Raw genomic sequence first — 19,758 nt, forward strand, 5'->3', positions numbered from 1 at the left:
GGCAGGGTGATCCGCCGCCATCTATGATAGACGAGCCGGAGAGTGCGCTGCCCGTCCAGCGTGGAACGTCCTTTTGGAGAGTCGCAGTGGCACGTCCGGACCTTGGTACGAAGCGCATTTGCCCGGTGACGGGCAAGAAGTTCTACGACCTCAACAAGACCCCCGTGATCTCGCCCTACTCGGGCGAGGTCGTCCCCACCTCCGTGTCGCCGTCCTCCGCCCGAGCGGCCGCACCCGTGGTGGCGCGCAAGGAGACGCCGGTCGACGATGAGGAGGAGACGGACGGGCCGGAACTCGTGTCACTGGATGAGGCCGAGGCCGAGGAAGCCGACAAGGACACCGATACCGAGAGCGATGACACGCTCGATATCGAGGACGACGGCGACACGGTCGAGGATGACACCCTCGTGGTCGACGAGGACGACGAGGACACCAGCGACCTGATCGAGGTCAACGACGACGAGGACGATCAGTAGCCGCGCTCAAGCGGATCGCCCGATCCGCCGAACGCTGATCTCTCGCAGGGTCTCGGCGGCCGATCGATCGGGCCGTCGGGCGGCCCATGAGCAGGGCCGATCGCACCGCCATGCGACGGGACGGCTCGTCGCTGTCAGGATCGACCACGGTCGCGGACGCGAAGGCGTGCGCCGCGACGGCCGCAGCCAGATCGAGACTATGGTCCGGCCCGATCGGATGATTCTGCGTCGTCGGTTCCGCGAGGTAGACGTCGATGGCGGCACCGACGTCCTCGATGGCGATGCGCTCGGCGGTTACGAGATCCCAGAGCGTGGCATCGTCCGACATCGGCGACGTCCCATACCGCGCGCGACAGGCCGCAACGACGTGACAGCGAGGACACCCTGATCATCAAGGAGCCCCAAGGGCAAGGCGGTCGCCGGGGGGGCACCCCACGGAACACCGCGGCTCTCGCACAAGGCCGATCCTGCGGCTCCTGCACGGTCTGCTGTCGAGCCCTGGAGATCAAGGCCCTCGACAAGCCCGCGGGGATCCTGTGCCGCCACAACACCGGCACGGCGTGCGGGATCTACCCCGAGCGCCCGGAGGCCTGCGCCCGCTGGGATTGCCTGTGGCGCAAGATCGGAGCCCTGCCGGATGACCTGAGGCCGGATCGGTCGGGCGTGCTGTTCTCGTTGGAGAGCCGGCCACCCGTCGCAGAGGCTCCCGACGCGGCCTGCATCGTCGGTCGCGCGGTGGACGGGGCGCAAGCCTTCGACCGAGGAGCGGTGGCGGAGGCCTTCGCCATGTTCGTTCGCGAGGGGTCGCTGCCGGTGTGGAAGGCCTCCGACCGGGAGGCCACCCTGGTGAGCCGGGGCGGGGCGGTCCCGGCGCGGTGACATCGGTGGCGAGCGGTCCCGCACAGGTCGTCGCTTCAGCACCGCAAGCCGATACCCGACTCGGCCCGCGATGCTGATGTTAGGCGGATCTGGTCAGCCGATGCCCAACGGCGCGCGCCGGCTGTGATCCCCACGAAGGACGGCTCAGGCGCCCTTCAGGTTGGCGGCGCTCTCCTTGCCACTGCGCCGGTCGGCTTCGACGTCGTAGGAGATCTTCTGCCCCTCGATCAGGTTGCGCATCCCGGCGCGCTCGACCGCCGAGATGTGGACGAACACGTCCTTGCCGCCGTCGTCGGGCTGGATGAAGCCATAGCCCTTGGTCTCGTTGAACCACTTCACTGTGCCGGTAGCCATAGCGTTAACCCTGGTCGTCGGCGCGCCAACGCGGCACGCCGTGAGCTTCGAACCGGCCGGATCAGCCGACCGTTCCATGCGCGGCACCGATCAGGCGGCGTTGAACCGACGACCGCACGAACCGTGACGGCGTTTTCCGGGTTCGCTCCGGCCGCCCATCATCTGGGCTATCATTGCGGCTCAGGGAGGCGCAGGATGCCGGTCGACGGATCGCGTGCCTCGAGCGCCAGCAGCTTGGGGCTGGTGTTCACAACGGGAGCGGGCAGGCGCGAATGGCAGACGTCGTAAGCTTCCCGGCCAGGCGCCATTCGTCCTGTGCGCTCTCGCCGTACCGGGCCTACCGGTTCGCGCCGGATGGGAGCGTCAGGTCGACCATCCCGATCGAGGCCGCCAGCGACGCGGACGCGACGGAACGTGCCCTCTGCCTGAGCGACGGAGACCGCGTCGAACTCTGGTCGCGGGCCCGCTTCATAGCCCATGTGGGACCCCTGGACGGTCCGATCGCCACCTCGATCGCGCTGATTGAGGACGAGCCGTCGCCGGATCCGTGAGCGCGGCTTTTCGCGCGTGACGCTCAGCCGGGCGTGAGATCCCGACGCCTGCGACAGGCCCGAGATTCAGGCCGGTCCTCTTGACCGTGCCGGCACCCCATTCAGCCCTCGGTCGGTCCGATGGTGTCGGCCGCATGGGCCTCGCGCGAGCCGAGCGGCTTCGGCTGCCCCCGCGTGCTGTCGCGCGCCGTCTGGCGTTCGATCTCGGCGTTCAACTTGGCCCCCAGAAGCACGATCACGACCGAGAACCAGATCCACGTCATGAACCCGACGCCTGCGCCGAGCGAACCGTAGATCCTGTTGTAGCTGTCGAAGCTGGCCACGTACCAGGAGAACGAGACCGAGGCACAAACCCAGGTGATGGCCGCGGCGACGCCGCCCCAACTCACCCACCGCCACTTGGCCTCGCGCCGGCTGGGTCCGTACCGATACGTCACGGCCAGGCCGAGGCTGACGAGGATCAGCAGCCCCGGCCAGCGCACGAGGCGCAGCGTGACGTCGGTCAGCACGCCCAGGCCGAGCTGGTCGAGCGCGAGCGGCAGGATGACGACCAATCCGGTGGCCGTCAGGGCGAACACGATGCCGCTCAACGTGAACAGGAAGGTGGTGGCATAGAAGCGCACCAGCGAACGCTTCTCCCGCTCCCTGTAGATCACATTGAGCGCATCGAAGAGGGCGCTCACGCCCGAGTTCGCACTCCAGAAGGCGATCAACACGCTCACCAGCGAGGCCGTGCTGAGCGCGCCGGCGCTCTGCTGGGCGACGCGTATGAGCTGGTCGGACAGGAGGGCGAGGACGCCGCTCGGCAGGACGCCCGAGAGGAGGCTCAGGTGCTCGCTGATGACGTGCGGGTCGGAAAACAGGCTGTAGACCGACACGATGGTCGCCAAAGCCGGGAAGGTCGACAGAAGGGTGAAGAAGGCGACGCCCCCGGCCGTGGTGAAGATGCGGTCGCGCGGGAAGGAGTACAGGATCCTCCAGAGGACGTCCTTCCACCCCAGGGCCGGGATCTGGGCCGGATCATCCGCGGTTCGCCCGCGACCGGGTTCGCGCGCGCGGCTCCGGGCGCGGCTGAGGCTTCCCGTGTCAGGCCGGCGCGTGCTGACGGAGCGCCAATCCTCGCCCTCGTCCTCGCCCTCGTCGTGGTTCTGGTCCGGGCTCACGAGGGATCCTGCGCAGCGCCTTGACCCGGGCGCACTCTACGTCGTTCCGGCCGGCCGCCAATCGCGTCGGCCGTTGCGCCGCATTGAAGCAGACCTTCGGCGTCAGGCCCATCATCGCCATGCGTCGAGGCCCGCCCGAGGTCCCGCAACGGACACGGAGCGCGCCGGCCGGGAAGCCGGGTCGCCCGCCCGTTCCTGCCTTGTCAGATCAACGGCGGCGCGACGCCGCAGCGCCACCATCCTGCGGTCGATCGGCTGAATCGGCTGTGCTCGGCTTCGATACGGCGCCGGTTCAGGCCGGGCCGGGCGCTTCTTCCGTCGTCACGCGAAACCCGGTGAGATCGTTGGGCCCGAAGGTGAGCGTCAACGGCACGTCCGCGGCGTCGCGCCCATAGGCGATCAGGATCCGGCCGATCCGGGAGCTGTTGTTGCGAGGGTCGAAGGTATGCCAACGGCCACCGAGATAAACTTCCATCCAGGCGGCGAAATCACCGGGCGCATGCGGCAGCGGCAGGCCGATGTCGCTGACATAGCCGTTGCAGTAGCGCGTCGGGATGTTGAGGCAGCGGCAGAACGCGATCGCCAAATGCGCATAGTCGCGGCAGACGCCCCGCTGCTCCTCGAAGACATCGAAGGCCGTGCGGGTTGCACGCGCGTGCTCATACCCGAAGGCGATCCGATCATGCACATAGTCGCAGATCGCCTGCACCCGTCCCCAGCCGGGCGGGACATGTCCGAACAGATCCCACGCGATGGCGGAGAGGCGATCCGTCTCGCAGTACCGGCTGCCGAGGAGAAACAGCACGCTGTCCGAAGGCAGCTTCTCGACCGGGATCTCCGGAGCGTCGAGTTCCTGCAGATCCCCGCTGCCGTGGTCCCGCACGACCGTGTCGGTCTTGAGCATGAAGCGCCCCGCCGGAGCGACCATACGGGAGCACCAATTCCCGAAGCTGTCGCGATAGCCCTCCAGGGGAACGGCCGGGCTCGTGATCAGGTAATCGGGCCGTTCGAGGTCAGGGAAGCGCGATGCGTGGACGTTGAGCGTCGCGATGACGGGCGTGGGCTGCGGAAACTCGTAAGTCATCTCGCAGCCGACAAGAATGCGCATGTGCTCTCTCCTCGATGGCAACCGCGAGATCGGCGCGGGTCATGCCGACAGGACGAATTTCGCAGGGCCCTCGTCGGCGCGATCGCCCTGCGAGCCAACGCATCCGTCACGAGGATGAGGCGCCCGGAGCGAACGGCACAAGCTTGCCGGTTTCAGCCCGGCGGAGGCGGCAGCGGTCGATAGCGACAGAAGGTCGGTCCAGCAGGTCGGTCCACCCCCTCGTGTTGCGCCGAAGCGCCCTCCGGCGATCCGCCTGTCGGCGTGCCGGAGGGCGCTTCGGACCTGTTTCGGCCGGTTAGAAATCCATGCCGCCCATGCCGCCCATGCCGCCGCCGGCGGGCATGGCCGGAGCCTCCTTGCGCGGCGCCTCGGAGATCATCGCCTCAGTGGTCACCAGCAGGCCGGCGACCGAGGCCGCGCCCTGAATGGCCGCGCGCACCACCTTGGCCGGGTCGACGATGCCGGCCTTGAGCATGTCGACATACTCTTCGGTCTGGGCGTTGAAGCCGTAGGTCTCCGAGCTGTTGGCCAGGATCTTACCGACCACGATCGAGCCCTCGACGCCCGCGTTCTGGGCGATCTGACGGATCGGGGCCTCGAGGGCCTTGAGGACGATCTTGATGCCGGCCTGGACGTCGGGGTTGTCGTTCGCGAGCCCCTGGACGGCGGCCTTGGCGCGCAGGAGCGCGGTGCCGCCGCCGGGGACGATGCCTTCCTCGACCGCCGCGCGGGTGGCGTGCAGCGCGTCGTCGACGCGGTCCTTCTTCTCCTTGACCTCGACCTCGGTCGAACCGCCGACGCGGATCACCGCGACGCCGCCCGCGAGCTTGGCCAGACGCTCCTGCAGCTTCTCGCGGTCGTAGTCCGAGGTGGTCTCCTCGATCTGCGCCTTGATCTGGCTGATCCGGCCCTCGATGTCGGCCTTCTCGCCGGCGCCGTCGATGATCGTGGTGGTCTCCTTCTCGATCCGCACGCGCTTGGCGCGGCCGAGCATCGGGAGCGTCACGTTCTCGAGCTTGATGCCGAGATCCTCCGCGATCATCTGGCCCTTGGTCAGGATCGCGATGTCCTCGAGCATCGCCTTGCGGCGGTCACCGAAGCCCGGCGCCTTCACGGCCGCGACCTTCAGGCCGCCGCGCAGCTTGTTCACCACCAGGGTGGCCAGCGCCTCACCCTCGATGTCCTCGGCGATGATCAGGAGCGGCTTGCCGGTCTGGACCACGGCCTCGAGCACCGGCAGCATCGCCTGGAGCGAGGAGAGCTTCTTCTCGTGGATGAGGATGTAGGGGTCTTCCAGCTCGGCGACCATCTTCTCCGCATTCGTGATGAAGTACGGGGACAGGTAGCCGCGGTCGAACTGCATGCCTTCGACGACGTCGAGTTCGGTCTCGGCGGTCTTGGCCTCTTCGACCGTGATGACGCCCTCGTTGCCCACCTTCTGCATGGCGTGGGCGATCATCTCGCCGATCTCCTTGTCGCCGTTGGCGGAGATCGTGCCGACCTGGGCGATCTCCTCGGACGAGGCGACCTTGCGGGAGCGCGCGCCGATATCCTTCACGACCGCGGCCACGGCCAGATCGATGCCGCGCTTCAGGTCCATCGGGTTCATGCCGGCGGCGACGTACTTCACGCCCTCCCGGACGATGGAGGCCGCGAGAACGGTCGCGGTCGTCGTGCCGTCACCGGCGGTGTCGCTCGACTTGGAGGCCACTTCGCGCACCATCTGGGCGCCCATGTTCTCGAACTTGTCGACGAGCTCGATCTCCTTGGCGACGGTGACGCCGTCCTTGGTGATGCGCGGGGCGCCGAAGCTCTTCTCGATCACGACGTTGCGGCCCTTCGGGCCCAGCGTCACCTTCACCGCACTGGCGAGCAGTTCGACACCGCGCAGCATCTTCTCGCGGGCATCGACCGAAAAGCGAACGTCTTTGGCGGACATGGTGGAGCACTCGTCATCTGTCGTTTGGCCCTGAGGCGCGCCACAGCGGGCGCCTCGAAGGGCAGATCGTCGTGAGGCTCTGAGCGGCCTGATCCGCGCTAGGCGACGATGCCCAGGATGTCGGATTCCTTCATGATCAGGAGGTCCTGACCGTCGATCTTGACCTCGGTGCCGGACCACTTGCCGAACAGGACGCGGTCGCCGGCCTTCACCTCGAGCGGGTTGATCTTGCCCGCCTCGTCGCGCACGCCCGGTCCAGCGGCGACGACCTCGCCCTCCTGCGGCTTCTCCTTGACCGTATCGGGAATGATGATGCCGCCCTTGGTCTTCTCCTCGCCTTCGATGCGACGGAGGACCACGCGGTCGTGCAGCGGACGGAATTTCATCGTGGTATCCTGATCGTTCCCAAGCGAGATCCAACCGACATGATTGGCGCTGTCGCGGGAAAGGCTACGGCGAGACTGTCATCGCCGCCCGATCGACGCATTGTTAGCACTCACCGAGTGGAAGTGCTAATCTTATGAATGGGCCGGAGACCGGCTCATCCGGGCATTGGCGCGCGCCTTCGCGGCCGCTCCCGATTGACCCGCGCGGCGACACGACCGTCCGCCTCCCGTGGGTATGGCCAAGGGAGACGGCGCAGGGCGACGGCGCAGGGCGACGGTCCTTGCACTCGGCCGGGCATCGACGTGCGCCTGGCGGCGGAGGGCTGGCCAGGCGCAGGATGCCATGTCATGGGCAGGACGGTGATCGATCATCCCCCTTCCTTCCAGCCCCTGTCGCTTGCAAGCTTGGGCTGGTCCGACTTCTTCGAAGTCCAGCGTGAACCCCACGAGGCCGATCTCGCCCCGATGCGGATCGCGACGCTTCACCGGTCTCGCTTGACCGCCCTGTCGGAGGCCGGATCCGTCGAACTGACGCTCGCGATCCACGCCAGCACGAGCGACTTCACCGTGGGCGATTGGGTTCTCGTCGATCCACGAACCCAGACCGTGCATCGCCGTCTCAGCCGCAGGACGGTCATGGAGCGCCGCACCGAAGGCAGCCGGACCCTTCAGGCCGCTGCGGCCAATGTCGACACGCTGTTCATCGTCACCTCCTGCAACGCGGATTTCAATCCGGCGCGACTGGAGCGCTATCTAGCTCTGGCCAATCAAGGCGGCACAACCCCGGTGATCCTGCTCACCAAGGCCGATACGACAGCCGAACTGGGAACCTACCAGCGCCAAGCGTCCGAGTTGCAGCGCGGGCTCGACGTCGTAACCCTCAACCCCCGTCTCTCCGCGGCTGCAGACGCCCTCGCTCCGTGGTGTGGGCTGGGGCAGACCGTGGCGCTGGTCGGCTCCTCCGGCGTCGGCAAATCGACGCTGGTGAACACGCTGGTCGGTCCCGGTCAGGCCCAGGCCCAGCTGACCGGCGGCATTCGCGAGCACGATGCCAAGGGACGCCATACGACCACGTCGCGTTCGCTGCATGCCATCGCCGACGGCGGCTGGGTCATCGACACGCCGGGGATGCGCACGCTGCACGTCAGCGGCGCCGCGGAAGGGATCGAAACGCTGTTCGCCGAGATCATCGAACGCGCGCCCCTGTGCCGATACCGCGACTGCACCCACACAAGCGAACCCGGGTGCGCCGTGCAGGCTGCCGTCGCGGACGGCAGCCTCGCACCTGAGCGGCTGATCCGTTGGCGCAAGCTGTTCGATGAGAACCGGACCAATACACCGACACCTGCTGGTCCACGCAGCCACCGACGTCCTCGCAGGTAGGCTGCGGCCCTGACTGTCCCGCTGCCGCGAGAGCGGGCGCCGGCGGCGCGCTCCGTGCTATGAAGCCGGCATGACGCGCTGACCCTTCGCCCACACCCGTGGCAATCCAGGCTGCGAAGGCGGCCTCCTGTTCGGGTGGATCGATACGGTCTCGTCACAACGACCGGACATGCCGGAACCCTGAGTGGCTGGATAAGGTGAGCGTGACCGGAGACCAATCGGACGCGTTGCGCCCGCGACGCGTCGCCGTGCTCGGTGGCACCGGGACGATCGGGCGTGCGACGGTGCGCGCGCTGGTGTCACGAGGCCATGACGTGGTCTGCTTCGTCAGGCGTCGCGCCGACATCGACGACCCGTCAGGGCCGCCCGCGTGCTCCCGACTGCCTCCGGGCGCGACCGCAAGGGTGGTGGATGTGACCGATCCATCGTCTCTCGCCGAGGCGGGTTTCCGCGGCGAGCCGTTCGACGTCCTGATCTCGTGTCTCGCCTCGCGCACGGGCTTGCCCGACGACGCCTGGGCGATCGATTATCGCGCGCATGTAAGTGCGTTGCACGCCGGGAAAGCGGCCGGCGTGACCCACGTCATCCTTCTCTCGGCGATCTGCGTCCAGAAGCCGGTCCTGGCGTTCCAGCACGCCAAGCGCGCGTTCGAGGGCGTTCTGGCCGCGTCGGGCCTCGATTACACGATCGTACGACCAACGGCCTTCTTCAAATCGCTCTCGGGGCAAATCGATCGTTTGAAACGCGGGAAGTCGTTCCTGATTTTCGGCGACGGCACGCTGACGGCCTGCAAGCCGATCAGCGACGACGACTTGGGCACCTACATTGCCGAGTGCCTCGACGACCCGGACCGGCGCAATCGCGTGCTGCCGATCGGCGGCCCGGGCGAAGCCGTGACCCCGAAGGCGCAGGGCGAGCAGCTCTTCGCCTTGCTCGGGCGCGAAGCGCGATTCACGCATGTGCCCGTGGCCCTTCTGGACGTCATCATAGTCACTCTGGCCATGCTCGGACGGCTGGTTCCGACCATGGCAGCCAAGGCCGAACTCGCGCGCATCGGGCGCTACTACGCGACGGAATCCATGCTCGTTCTGGATCCGGTGACGGGCCAATATGATGCGCGCGCCACACCGTCGACCGGCTCTGAAACGCTCTTCGACTATTATGCGCGCGTGATCCGAGGCGAGGCCGTTGCCGAGCGCGGCGACCACGCCGTGTTCTGACGGCGCGCCGTCTGGACGCCCGCAAGCGGGCCGCAGGGCCGCCCAAGCGGGGCGGAAGCCGACGCGCCGACCGGCGTCAGCGTCTCCGCTTCACCCACGTCGAGGCAGCCTGACCATCGTCGGCCGGAACCGGCGGGCGCCGGTGATCGCCTGAGAGCCTTGGTCGGGTGGATTGCGGCCGGCCTGCTCCCGAGCCGGGGGTGGCGCGAACAGGCACGACCGGCGCGTCCTCGCGCGCCTGACCACAGGTCTCCCGGGGCTGCTGCTGTAAGGGCGCGTGGGCGGTCGCGGACCACGTTGCCTACCGGTCTTGGGGCGGATCTGCCAGCCATCGCCTGCCGGGGTGACCGGGCGAATGTGTCTCAGATCGACAGCCCGGCTTGGAGAACGATGTTGGGTCCAGGACCGAACCGACCTGCGAGACGAGGATGTCGTTCATGAGGGTTGCACTCTTCGCCGTCGCGGCCTGCCTGGCCTCCCCCCTGGGCGCCGCCGAGGATGCGGGACAGACGGTCGCCAGCGAGGTCGACTGGGTGCTCAGGAAGGCCGGTCACCCGTCGAGCGGGGACGCTGACTGCATCCTGGCGCCGAAGACCCGATCGCGCATCCAGATCGTCGGCGACCGGCTCGAGGTGACGGGTCTGCCGAAGAATTCCATCCTCAACTATCAGTATCGGATCGACGACGGGCCGGTGTCGAACGCAATGTTTCCCACGGCGCAGATGCAGGAAATCGGGGTGATTTCGCTGAATGGCGATGTGCTCAAGAGCATCCTGAACGGCCGACGATTCAGCATCCGCCTGCTCGACAGATGGCACGAGGCCATCACGGAGGAGATCAGCCTCGCCGGCCTGCGCAGCCTGCGCGACCAGCGCGCGGACGCCTGCAAGTCGTCAGGGGCCGAGAGACAGCCGAGCCGAGCGCCCGGCTCCGGGTGAACGCCTCGGTCCCATTCGGCACCCAGGTCATCCTGCCGGTCCGGCCGCGATCTCTCGCGGCACATCCGCGGATGCGTGTCGATCTCGCCAAGCACAAGGGCCTGTCCGGCGACGTGGTGCGCCTGATGGCGCTCGGCGGCGCCGGCCTCGCACGGTTCGGCCGGTCCTACGTCTCCGCGGATCTCGCCGCAGGGCGGCTCGCGCCGGTGCTGGAGCCGTTCAATCCCGCCATTGCCGACCGGTGCCGACGTCTTACCTGCTGCGCCTAACGACAGGCCTCGACGCGGCGTCGGGGGGAGAGGACATCATGAAGAGTCTCACCGCCACCCTGGCGGCGGCATTGTCCATCGCGCTTGCGAACGACGCGGCGCGCGCGGCCGAGCCCTTCGCCGCGCCGGCGCCTGCCATCGAGCAGGTCGCACAATTCGACGGCGCCATGCCGACGGGCATCACTGTCGCGCCCAACGGGCGGATGTTCGTGAATTTCCCGCAATGGGGCGACAACGCGCCCTTCACCGTGGGGGAGGTGGTGAACGGGACGACGGTTCCCTATCCCGATCTCGCGACGAACCAGCCCGATCCGGCCGCCCCGGCCGCGCATTTCATCTCCGTGCAGAGCGTCGTCGCCGACGGCGCGAACCGGCTCTGGGTGCTGGATACGGCCGCGCCCGGCTTCCGCCCGCCGCAGCCGGGCGGTGCCAAGCTGGTGGCGATCGACCTCGCCACGAACACGATCGTCCGCACCATCGTCCTGCCCGACAGCGTCGTTTTGCCGACGACCTATCTCAACGACGTCCGCTTCGACCTGCGCCAGGGCGAGGCCGGCGTCGCCTACATCACCGACAGTTCCAACGCGGGCATCGGCGGGATCATCGTGGTGGACCTCGCCACCGGAAAGGCATTCCGCCGCCTCTCCGGCCATGCGAGCACCGCGCCGGAGCCCGACTTCACCCCCGTCGTCGATGGCGAGCCGCTGATGAACCGCCCCGCCAACGGGCCGGCGAAGCCGGTCCGCGTCGCCAGCGATGCCATCGCGCTCTCGGCGGACGGGTCGCTGCTCTATTACGGCCCGCTCTCCGGCCGGACGCTCTATGCCGTGCCGACCGCCGCCTTGCGCGATCCCCGGGTGAGCGAGGCTGATCTCGCCGGCCGGATCCGCGACATGGGCGCCAAGGGCGCCTCGGACGGGATCGCCGAAGACGATCGCGGCCGGGTCTTCGCCGGCGATTACGAGCACAACGCCATCCGCGTGCTCGACCAGGGCAAGTGGTCCACCGTGGTCACCGATCCGGCCATCAGCTGGCCCGACACGCTGTCGATCGGGCGCGACGGTTACCTGTACTTCACCGCCAACCAGTTGCACCGGCAAGCGGGCTTCCACGAAGGCCGCGACCTTCGCCGCAAGCCCTACGCGGTGCTGCGCATCCGGATCGACAGCGGGCCCGTCCTCCTGACCCGCCCCTGAGACCGCGTCGCGGCTGAGGCCTGCGCCGGATCGCGTGGACGTTCTCCGGCGACAGATCCGACGCCCGGCTGCCGTGATGACGGACCTCGCCGCGCCGGGGAGCCTTCTCGAGGGTGCGAGATCGGCGAGCCGAAAGGCTGCCCGGCATGACCCCGTGCCAGGGCCTCCCCCTGACCTTGGGCGCGGGGGCGCTGCCGCCAAGCTCCCGGGCCGGAAGCTGCGGCGGCGGGGACGGTTCCGGGATCCGCCCGTTCGGCTCCATGGATCCGCGTTGCGGCGGTGGATGATCGGCGCGCGAGAAAGCACTCTTGATCGCGTCATGCTGGCGTCGGATCTGCAGGATCCCGTCCGCCTTTTGCGGTGTCCCGACGTCGAAGCGGGCCGGCGGCTTTCGGCCAAGCCAGGCGGCGTGCATCGCCGGCGTCTCACCGCGCCGGGTGGACGATCTCGTGCAGGCCATGGGTCTGTCGGGCATCTCGAAGTCGTCGGTGTCGAAGCTCTGCAAGGGCATCGAAGAGCGCGTGAACGCCTTCCAGCAGCCCGATCAGGACGCAGCGCGTACCGCTCTCCAGCATCCGGCCGAGCAACTCCGTAATCGCTGGCCGAAACTGGAGGACCTCATCGAAGGCACGGGCGACGATGTTCTGGCTCGCCTCAGCTTCCCGATCCGGCATCGGACGGAGCTACATTCGACGAATCCGTTGGCGGCCCTCACCCCGACGCTGACCGACGACACCATCACCCTTCCACCGCGAGCCGCCTGACGATGGCCGCGCCCATTCCATCCCGCAAGTCCACCGCATTGACGGACGAAGCTGATCAACTCGCATCGGATGCGCGAGCGGGACGTGCTGGGGTTTCAGCCACAGACCTGAGGCGGTCCGCCGCATTTTGCCAGGGAGGAACCGAGATCACATCTCACGCGGTTCGTCCTGAGCCTTCGACATCGGCCGCGACATGATCGCGGGTTTAGCTCCATGGCCTCCATCAAAATTCGTGCGTCCGCTGACGGGACCTTTGCGGTCTGCCGGAATGGATCCGCCGTCGCCTCTGGCCTGACTCGAGCCCAGGCCGACCACCTGGTGACGGTGCTCGGCTGGATTTCCTGAGGCCTCCGAGATCCCTCCCACCGCCTGCACTGGATGTGCGAGCGGCGTTCGTTGGGAAGAGCCGGTTTGGATTGAAATGTCTCGAATCAGACATTAGGCCGCCGCCGCCGGCTTCAGGCTGGCCGTCCACGCCCGCCTACCGTTCGCCCCTCAGCGACAAGGGCGGGCGTGGATGCCAAGGGGGGCGCGGAACGCTAACCGCCCAAGCTCGGCTGCGTCGTCGCTGGCTTGGCGAACCCTCGCTGAAACTTCCTGCTCCCCCACGCCGTAGCGTAGGCGTTCCAGGCCGACGTGGAGGCGCTGCGGTGACGTTGATCAGTCTGGCTTGCTTCGTGGCTGGAACGGCCTCAGCCGCGGCGTCTCTCATCAGCGACCGTCTGCGCGTCATTCTTGAAGCCGCGGGTGGCTCCTTGTTTTTGGTCGGCCTCTGCGTGCTCGGCGCAGAGCTGCCGCTGTTCAGATAGGGCCCACCGCAGCCTCTGGCGCGCTGACCCAGACCGATGGTTCAGGGGATCGGCTGACTGCGGCGAGGATGTCGGTGGCGGAATTGGTCCAGACGAAGGGTTTGGCGCGCCGAGTGTGCTCGGTGTTGTCGCGTTTGATCGCCGCCTGCAGGTCGACGACGCTGGTGAAGGAGCCGCGTCGCAACCGACGACGGATCAGCGCCGGGAAGAAGCCCTCGGCCGCGTCGAGCCACGAGGCCGAAGTCGGCGTGACGTGGAACGTCCAGCGCCGGTGGCGGGCGAGCCTGGAGCGCCCCTTCGGGTGTTTGTGAGTGGTGACGTTGTCGAGGATCGCCTGGATCGCCTTGTCGGACGGGACGGCGGCCTCGACGGCGTCGAGGGACCGGATGAACTCACGGTTCCGGTGGCGCTGCATGCCGCGGCCGAGCACCGTGCCCGCCGTGACGTCGAGGGCTGCAAACAGCGTCGTGGTGCCGTGATGGGCATAGTCGTGGGTCTGGGCGGCGGGAGATGGCCGGGGGCGAGCGGACGGTCGGGGCGGGTGCGCTCCAGCGCCTGGATCCGGTTCTCCTCATCCTGAGCCGGTCGAAGGATCGTCGATGGACAGCACCACCGCGTGGGCGGGTGGGTCTTGTGTCATGGCCAACCACGTCTTCGACCTGGGCGGCGAGGGCCGGATCGCGCGAACGCTTGAAGGTGCGCAGCCGGTGCGGCCGGAGGCGGTGAGCTTTCCGGATCCGCTGCACGGCGCGTAACGAGATCCCCACAGCACGGGCTACGGCACGGCCGGTCCAGCGGGTGACCTCGCCCGGCGGCTCCCCGCAGGTCAGCGCCGGCACCCCGGCGACCGTCTCTGTCGAATGGGGTGGTGCCCCGGTCGGGCGCGTCTTGTCGCGCAGCAGACCTTCGACGCCCGCCGGGCGACGTCCTGGACGCTCAGGCGCTCGGCCGAGAGCAGAACGATGCGGGCGCGCCGGACGTGCTCGAGCGGGCGAGATCGATCCTCGGAGATCGCAGAGAGCCAGGTCGTGTCGGTTGCCGTGGGAAGCACGCAGACGGTCTGAGCCATTGCCCAGGCGCGTACAGCTGATCCCACTCGTGAACCCTGCGTCCGCGTCGCTGCCCGAGCGCTCGCTCAAGATGACGTCGTACTGCGAGAACTCATGGTGACCGTCAATGTCGGAAGATGAACCGTCGGGCCCGCTCGGACTGAGGATTGGTGAAGAAATCCGTTGGCGCCGCAATCTCTCGGATGCGGCCCCCGTCCATGAAGACGATTGTGTCGGCGATTTCGCGCGCGAAGCTCATCTCATGGGTTACGATCACCATGGTCAGCCCCTCCCGCGCAAGCTCGCGGATGACGCTCAGCACCTCTCCGACCATCTCGGGGTCGAGGGCGCTGGTGGGCTCATCGAAGAGGATGACCTTGGGCCTCATGGCGAGCGCGCGACTGATCGCGACGCGCTGCTTTTGACCGCCGGACAGCGTGTGCGGGTAGACGTCGGCCTTCTCGGTGAGGCCGACACGGGCCAGGATCGCGCGGCCCTCCTCCTCGGCCTCTCGCTTGGGACGGCCGAGGACGTGGACCGGCGCCTCGGTCACGTTGCCGAGCACGGTCAGATGCGGCCAGAGGGCGAAGTGCTGGAACACCATGGCGATGCTGGTTCGCGTGGACGCCAGCTCGCGCCGTGCCATCGGCCTCGTGGCCCTGCCATCCCCGCTCCGCCCGATGGGCTTGCCGTCGATGTGAACGGAGCCCGCGCTCGGCTCCTCAAGCCAGTTGAGGCAGCGCAGAAAGGTCGACTTGCCCGAGCCGCTCGGCCCCAGGATGCAGGTCGTCGTGCCGGGCGCGAGGTCGAGGTCGATGTCACGCAGGACTTCGAACCCATCGAAATCCTTGCACAAACCCCGGACCGAGATCGCGGCGTCAGTCTCAGCCATAGCGTAGCTTCCTCACCCGCTCCATACGGCGCACGCCCGCCTCGACCACGAACGACATGAGCAGGTAGAGACCGACCGCGGCGGCGAACGGCGCGAAGGGCGTGAAATGGTTCGCACTGACGAAATTCGCCGCGAAGGTCAGTTCCTGCACCGTGATGATCATGAGGAGCGCGCTGTCCCGGATGGTCGTGATCACTTGGTTCCCGATCACCGGGGCAGCGGTTATGGCGACCTGGGGCAGGATGATGCGCCGGTAGATCAGGCTGCGGGACAGGCCGAAGGCGTGCGCCGCCTCGATGTTGTCCGGAGCGACGGCGCGGAAGGCCGCCCGAAAGATCTCCGCGAGGTAGGCCGTCGTGTAGACCGTGAGCGACATCAGTCCGGCCCACCAGGGATCGAGTCTGAGGCCGAGTTCGGGGAGGCCGTAATAGACGACGTAGGCGAGCAGCAGGAACGGCACGCACCGCAGGAGATCGACGGCCTCGGCGAACAGGCGGCGCAGCGGATCCGGCGCCTCCGTGAGCACGACGGCGCCGAGGATGCCGATCGGGATGCTGAGCAGGAGGCACCCCAGTACGAGCGACAGGGTGTTGGCCGCCCCCCAGAGGAAGACGTCCCGGCTCTCCCAGACGACCAGAAGTCCGTTCACGGGCGCGCCAATCCGAAGCGCCGGGCGATCCTGCGCTCGACGACGCGCTGGCCGCGTACGAGCGTCGCGATCAGCGCGGTGTAGATGAGCGTCGCGACGAGGAAGGGAGGCAGCGGATCGTAGGTCTCTGCGCCGATCCGGCCGGCTGCGCGGGTGATCTCGACAACCCCGATAACGGCCACGGCTGGGGTGCACTTCAGGAGGATCGTGACCTCGCTGACCAGGGGCCCGAGATTGGCCCGCCAGATTTGCGGGAAGACGATGCGGATGAAGGTGGCTCGCTCCGACATGCCGAAGGCGGCAGCCGCCTCACGTTGATCCCGGGGAAACGTCACGAGTGCCGAGCGCCAGATCTCGCTGCTGAACGCCGCCGTATTCAGCGTGAGCGCGACGATGGCGGCCGGAACCGGTTCGAGCTCCAATCCGGCCGCCGGCAGGACGAAGTAGACGAACAGGACGAGCGTTACGAACGGCGTCGCCCGGACGAGGCTGACGAAAGCGGCGAGAAGAGCCGGGACCCCGGGGATGCGGCCTTCACGCAGGAGCGCGAGGAGGAGGCCCAGAGGCAGGCTCAGCAGTATGCTGACCGCTGCCAGCGCGGCGGTAACCACCGCGCCGTCGAGGATGGTGCGTATCGCTGGCCACGTCATGGCCGTCACTCTCCGCGTCCGGGTCTGTCGCCCCGCGCTCCCAGGCTACTTGGTCGGTGCGGACGGCAGGTCCTTGAAGGCCCGGCCGAGCCACTTCTCCTGCAGAGCGTAGAGCTCTCCGCTCGCGCGCACCTTCGCCATGAACTGGTCGAGGTAGGCCAGGAGGCCGTCGTTCCCCTTGGCGACGGCCCAGGCCGCATAGGTTGGCGCGCCGACCGCCTCGCCCATCCGGAAGCGCTTCGGCTGGTCCTTCGTCAGGCTGACGAGGTTGACGACGCCATTGATCACGTAATCGAGCCGGCCATTGGCGAGGTCCTGATATGCCTCCGGCAGGGAAGTGTACTGCACCACCTTGCCGAGCTTTCCGCCTGTCTTCGCCAGAGTGGGTTCGAGATCGGCCAGGGCCGCGTAGGACGCGCCGCCGGACTGCACGCCGACCGTCTTGCCGGCCAAGTCGGGGACACCCTTGATCCGGGTCTCGTCCGCGCGGACGACGTAGTATTGCGTCGCTTCGGCGATCGGCATCGTGAAGCTCAGGCTCTGGATCCGATCGGGGGTGATGACGGCCGCCGTCAGGGCCACGTCGTATTTCCCGGTCGCGACCCCGGCCAGAAGCCCCGTCCAGGGTATGATCTGCTGGTCGATCTTGAACGGCGCCTCCTTGCGCAGCAGCGCGAGGAGGTCGTGGTCGAGGCCCATCGGCTTGCCGTTCTCGACGTACTCGAACGGCTTGTAGCTGTCCTCGGTCGCGACGACCATGGACCCCTTGGCCTTGATGTCGTCGAGGCTCGCCGCAGAGGATTGGGACGCCCCGACGCTCAAGCTCAGCGCCGCCGCGGCGGCGATGGCGAGGATCTTGTCCCGAACGGAAGCCATGGCTCAGTCCTTTTGCTCGCTCGACGAAAGGGATGGCGCGGCGCCCCGACGGGCGATCAGGTCGATCTCGACCAAGGCATCGTAGGCGAGCCCCGTCGTGCCTACGCAGGTTCGCGCCGGCAGGCGGTCGTGCGGGAAGAAGGATTTGTACGTCGCGTTGAACGCCGCGTAGTCGCGCTTGAACTCCGTCAGGAAGGCCCGCGCGACGACCACGTGCTCCAATCCCAGGCCGAGCCCGGCCAGGATCGTTGTGAGGTTGGCCATGACGTTGCGGGTCTGCGCCTCGATGCCGTCCGGCAGGAGGCCGGGGTTGGACGGCGTGTCTGGCATCTGCCCCGTGACGAAGACGAAGCCGTCGACCTCGACCGCGTGACTGAAGGGAGCGACCGGCTGCGGCCCGTCGGAGACCATGTGGAAGAGCATGGCCGACGGGTCTGATTCTGGCTTCGGCACCGCGATCTCCGTTCCGCAGGCTTGCCCCGCGTGATGTCCCAGACCCAGGGTCGGGACCGTATTGTCATGATCAAGTTAGGCGACATTGTCGGACCTGGCGCGCGGATATGAGCGGCATCGCGCTTGAATTTCGGTCGTGGCTGCGGTCCGACCGAGACAATGTGTGGGACAATCGGTGCAGGTATGAGTCGACCCGGATGGATCGATGCCGTCGAGCGGACGGCCGGGGCTCGCTATTCGGCCATCGTCGGCGCGGTCGAGATCGCGCTGCGGGCCGGCGTCTTGCGACCGGGCGATCGGCTGCCGCCGCAGCGCGACTTGGCCGCATGGCTGTCGCTCAACATCGGGACGGTCAGCCGGGCCTATGCCGAGATGCAGCGGCTGGGCCTTGTCAGAGGCGAGGTCGGCCGCGGCACCTTCCTCAACCCAGTGCAGGATCCGGACGGACCGCCATCCCTTCGGGAGCCGGTCCCACGCCAGACCTTCGTCGACCTGTCCCACAACTTCCCGGCGCATGCGATGCATCACCCTGCGCTGGCGCTGATCCGCCCCGAACTCGACGGCGCCGTCGATCTCGGGGGCCTGCTCGCGAGCCAAGTCGACGTCGGTCTTCTCAGGCATCGGACCATTGCAGCACGATGGCTCGGTCGCTTCGGGATTGAAGCCCGGGCCGACGAGGTGCTGGTCACCTGCGGCGGCCAGCACGGCCTGCTGCTCTCCCTGATGGCGCTGACGCATCCGGGCGATGCCGTCCTGGCCGAGGAGCTGAGCTTCTACGGCCTGAAATCCGCGGCCGGCATGCTGGGGCGCTCGCTGGTTGGGGTCCGCATGGACCGCGAAGGCATCGTGCCCGAATACCTCGACGTGGTCTGCCGCCGGACCCGAGCGAAAGTCCTCGTCTGCACGCCGACGCTGCACAACCCGACCACCGCCACGATGTCGGACGAACGGCGGCGGGAGGTGGCCGAAATCTGTGCGCGCCACGACGTCCTGATCGTCGAGGATGATGTCTACGGCTTCCTGCCCGACCCAATCCTGAGACCGCTGGCTGCATCAGCGCCGGACCGGGTCGTGCACATCTCAAGCTTGTCGAAGCTTGCGGGCCCGGGATTGCGCATCGGCTTCCTGCGGGTGCCCCGGCAGCTGGTCTCTGCTTTCGGTATCGCGCTGCGTGCGACCACGCTGATGGCATCGCCGTTCAACGCGGAATGGGCGACGCGCCTTCTGGAGTCGCGGCGGATCGATCAAGTCGTCGCCGCGATGCGTGCGGAAACGCAAGCGCGGCAGGCACTCGTGGCTGGTCTCCTGCCTCGGCAAGCCATCCTCACCCAACCGAACGCGTACTATTTCTGTCTGAAGTTGGGGAACGGCTGGTCGGCGGAAGCCTATACGCAGGCCGCGGAGGAAGCCGGGGTCGGGGTTACGCCGATCAGCCTGTTCGAGGTGTCGTCGTTGCACCAAAGCGATACCGTCCGCGTCTGTGTCAACGCAGCGCCCGATCGCGAAACGCTTCGAGAGGCACTGGAGAAATTGGCGGGCCTGCTTGAGGCGGGTGCACCGCCTACGGTTCGATTCAGGGGCGCGGTGTGAGACGGGGCTCGACCGCTTTGGTCCCCTGACGACGCGTCACGAGGCGTCGACATCGCGCCGGAGCGATCGCGCGCCCTTCGAATTTCTGCGAATCTCCGCCAACCAGCACGCCGCCGATGCGGTGCTCCGGCCCGCCCTGACGTGAGATCTGTTTGGCTCGACGT

20 protein-coding genes and 2 pseudogenes are annotated in these 19,758 nt (G+C 67.8%); 10 read left to right on the plus strand and 12 right to left on the minus strand.

The window, feature by feature from the left end; translation table 11 throughout:
* Positions 1 to 86: 86 nt before the first annotated feature.
* Positions 87 to 476, plus strand: a complete 390-nt coding sequence (locus tag ABC766_RS18585; RefSeq protein ID WP_043356817.1) for a TIGR02300 family protein — start codon at positions 87 to 89, stop codon at positions 474 to 476.
* Here ABC766_RS18585 and ABC766_RS18590 read toward each other — a convergent pair.
* Positions 451 to 804 (minus strand): hypothetical protein, encoded by a 354-nt coding sequence (locus ABC766_RS18590; RefSeq protein ID WP_043383977.1) that lies wholly within the window; start codon positions 802 to 804, stop codon positions 451 to 453. The two genes, ABC766_RS18585 and ABC766_RS18590, sit on opposite strands and share 26 nt — an antisense overlap.
* Before the next feature lie 335 nt (positions 805 to 1,139).
* Here ABC766_RS18590 and ABC766_RS18595 point away from each other — a divergent pair, with 335 nt between their 5' ends.
* On the plus strand, positions 1,140 to 1,355 hold the full coding sequence (locus ABC766_RS18595) for a hypothetical protein (RefSeq protein WP_244538926.1): 216 nt from the start codon (positions 1,140 to 1,142) through the stop codon (positions 1,353 to 1,355).
* A 144-nt stretch (positions 1,356 to 1,499) separates the two neighbouring features.
* Here the strand turns inward: ABC766_RS18595 and ABC766_RS18600 are convergent, their stop codons facing one another.
* Positions 1,500 to 1,709 (minus strand): cold-shock protein, encoded by a 210-nt coding sequence (locus tag ABC766_RS18600; protein WP_043356824.1) that lies wholly within the window; start codon positions 1,707 to 1,709, stop codon positions 1,500 to 1,502.
* Positions 1,710 to 1,981: 272 nt separating this feature from the next.
* Here ABC766_RS18600 and ABC766_RS18605 point away from each other — a divergent pair, with 272 nt between their 5' ends.
* Entirely contained in the window at positions 1,982 to 2,260 is a 279-nt protein-coding gene (locus tag ABC766_RS18605; protein WP_043356826.1) for a hypothetical protein, read from the plus strand.
* A 101-nt stretch (positions 2,261 to 2,361) separates the two neighbouring features.
* Here the strand turns inward: ABC766_RS18605 and ABC766_RS18610 are convergent, their stop codons facing one another.
* The 4 genes from ABC766_RS18610 to ABC766_RS18625 form a co-directional block, all read right to left on the minus strand.
* Positions 2,362 to 3,423 (minus strand): YihY/virulence factor BrkB family protein, encoded by a 1,062-nt coding sequence (locus ABC766_RS18610; RefSeq protein ID WP_043356828.1) that lies wholly within the window; start codon positions 3,421 to 3,423, stop codon positions 2,362 to 2,364.
* Positions 3,424 to 3,715: 292 nt separating this feature from the next.
* Complete coding sequence (locus ABC766_RS18615; protein ID WP_043356830.1) at positions 3,716 to 4,531, minus strand: transglutaminase-like domain-containing protein; 816 nt, start codon at positions 4,529 to 4,531, stop codon at positions 3,716 to 3,718.
* 295 nt (positions 4,532 to 4,826) lie between these two features.
* The gene (groL, locus tag ABC766_RS18620; protein ID WP_345819203.1) at positions 4,827 to 6,470 is read right to left on the minus strand and encodes a chaperonin GroEL; all 1,644 of its coding nucleotides are present in this window, start codon (positions 6,468 to 6,470) and stop codon (positions 4,827 to 4,829) included.
* A 98-nt stretch (positions 6,471 to 6,568) separates the two neighbouring features.
* Positions 6,569 to 6,856 (minus strand): co-chaperone GroES, encoded by a 288-nt coding sequence (locus tag ABC766_RS18625; RefSeq protein WP_043356833.1) that lies wholly within the window; start codon positions 6,854 to 6,856, stop codon positions 6,569 to 6,571.
* A gap of 348 nt (positions 6,857 to 7,204) precedes the next feature.
* Between ABC766_RS18625 and rsgA the strand changes: the two genes are divergently transcribed.
* The 6 genes and pseudogenes from rsgA to ABC766_RS18655 all read left to right on the plus strand — a co-directional run.
* Positions 7,205 to 8,239 (plus strand): ribosome small subunit-dependent GTPase A, encoded by a 1,035-nt coding sequence (rsgA, locus tag ABC766_RS18630; RefSeq protein ID WP_345819204.1) that lies wholly within the window; start codon positions 7,205 to 7,207, stop codon positions 8,237 to 8,239.
* A 248-nt stretch (positions 8,240 to 8,487) separates the two neighbouring features.
* Positions 8,488 to 9,459 (plus strand): NAD(P)H-binding protein, encoded by a 972-nt coding sequence (locus tag ABC766_RS18635; RefSeq protein ID WP_345822797.1) that lies wholly within the window; start codon positions 8,488 to 8,490, stop codon positions 9,457 to 9,459.
* A gap of 437 nt (positions 9,460 to 9,896) precedes the next feature.
* Complete coding sequence (locus ABC766_RS18640; RefSeq protein ID WP_345819205.1) at positions 9,897 to 10,397, plus strand: hypothetical protein; 501 nt, start codon at positions 9,897 to 9,899, stop codon at positions 10,395 to 10,397.
* 71 nt (positions 10,398 to 10,468) lie between these two features.
* On the plus strand, positions 10,469 to 10,666 hold the full coding sequence (locus ABC766_RS18645) for a hypothetical protein (protein WP_342144447.1): 198 nt from the start codon (positions 10,469 to 10,471) through the stop codon (positions 10,664 to 10,666).
* A 38-nt stretch (positions 10,667 to 10,704) separates the two neighbouring features.
* Entirely contained in the window at positions 10,705 to 11,862 is a 1,158-nt protein-coding gene (locus ABC766_RS18650) for an L-dopachrome tautomerase-related protein (protein WP_342144449.1), read from the plus strand.
* 401 nt (positions 11,863 to 12,263) lie between these two features.
* Positions 12,264 to 12,575, plus strand: a pseudogene (locus tag ABC766_RS18655) (transposase); the annotation flags it as partial.
* Positions 12,576 to 13,427: 852 nt separating this feature from the next.
* Here the strand turns inward: ABC766_RS18655 and ABC766_RS18660 are convergent.
* The 6 genes and pseudogenes from ABC766_RS18660 to ABC766_RS18685 all read right to left on the minus strand — a co-directional run bounded on the left by ABC766_RS18660 (position 13,428) and on the right by ABC766_RS18685 (position 17,974).
* A pseudogene (locus tag ABC766_RS18660) lies at positions 13,428 to 14,504 on the minus strand (IS630 family transposase).
* Between the two features lie 104 nt (positions 14,505 to 14,608).
* The gene (locus ABC766_RS18665; RefSeq protein ID WP_345819206.1) at positions 14,609 to 15,376 is read right to left on the minus strand and encodes an amino acid ABC transporter ATP-binding protein; all 768 of its coding nucleotides are present in this window, start codon (positions 15,374 to 15,376) and stop codon (positions 14,609 to 14,611) included.
* Complete coding sequence (locus tag ABC766_RS18670; protein WP_287089696.1) at positions 15,369 to 16,025, minus strand: amino acid ABC transporter permease; 657 nt, start codon at positions 16,023 to 16,025, stop codon at positions 15,369 to 15,371. The genes ABC766_RS18665 and ABC766_RS18670 overlap by 8 nt, the downstream gene beginning before the upstream one ends.
* Positions 16,022 to 16,675, minus strand: a complete 654-nt coding sequence (locus ABC766_RS18675) for an amino acid ABC transporter permease (protein WP_345822798.1) — start codon at positions 16,673 to 16,675, stop codon at positions 16,022 to 16,024. The genes ABC766_RS18670 and ABC766_RS18675 overlap by 4 nt, the downstream gene beginning before the upstream one ends.
* A 45-nt stretch (positions 16,676 to 16,720) precedes the next feature.
* On the minus strand, positions 16,721 to 17,551 hold the full coding sequence (locus tag ABC766_RS18680; RefSeq protein WP_342144453.1) for a transporter substrate-binding domain-containing protein: 831 nt from the start codon (positions 17,549 to 17,551) through the stop codon (positions 16,721 to 16,723).
* A gap of 3 nt (positions 17,552 to 17,554) precedes the next feature.
* Entirely contained in the window at positions 17,555 to 17,974 is a 420-nt protein-coding gene (locus ABC766_RS18685) for a RidA family protein (protein WP_051044636.1), read from the minus strand.
* A 213-nt stretch (positions 17,975 to 18,187) separates the two neighbouring features.
* Here ABC766_RS18685 and ABC766_RS18690 point away from each other — a divergent pair, with 213 nt between their 5' ends.
* On the plus strand, positions 18,188 to 19,594 hold the full coding sequence (locus tag ABC766_RS18690; protein ID WP_287034674.1) for a PLP-dependent aminotransferase family protein: 1,407 nt from the start codon (positions 18,188 to 18,190) through the stop codon (positions 19,592 to 19,594).
* Positions 19,595 to 19,758: the final 164 nt, after the last annotated feature.

The sequence above is a fragment of the Methylobacterium fujisawaense genome, assembly GCF_039619325.1.
Taxonomy (GTDB): domain Bacteria; phylum Pseudomonadota; class Alphaproteobacteria; order Rhizobiales; family Beijerinckiaceae; genus Methylobacterium; species Methylobacterium fujisawaense.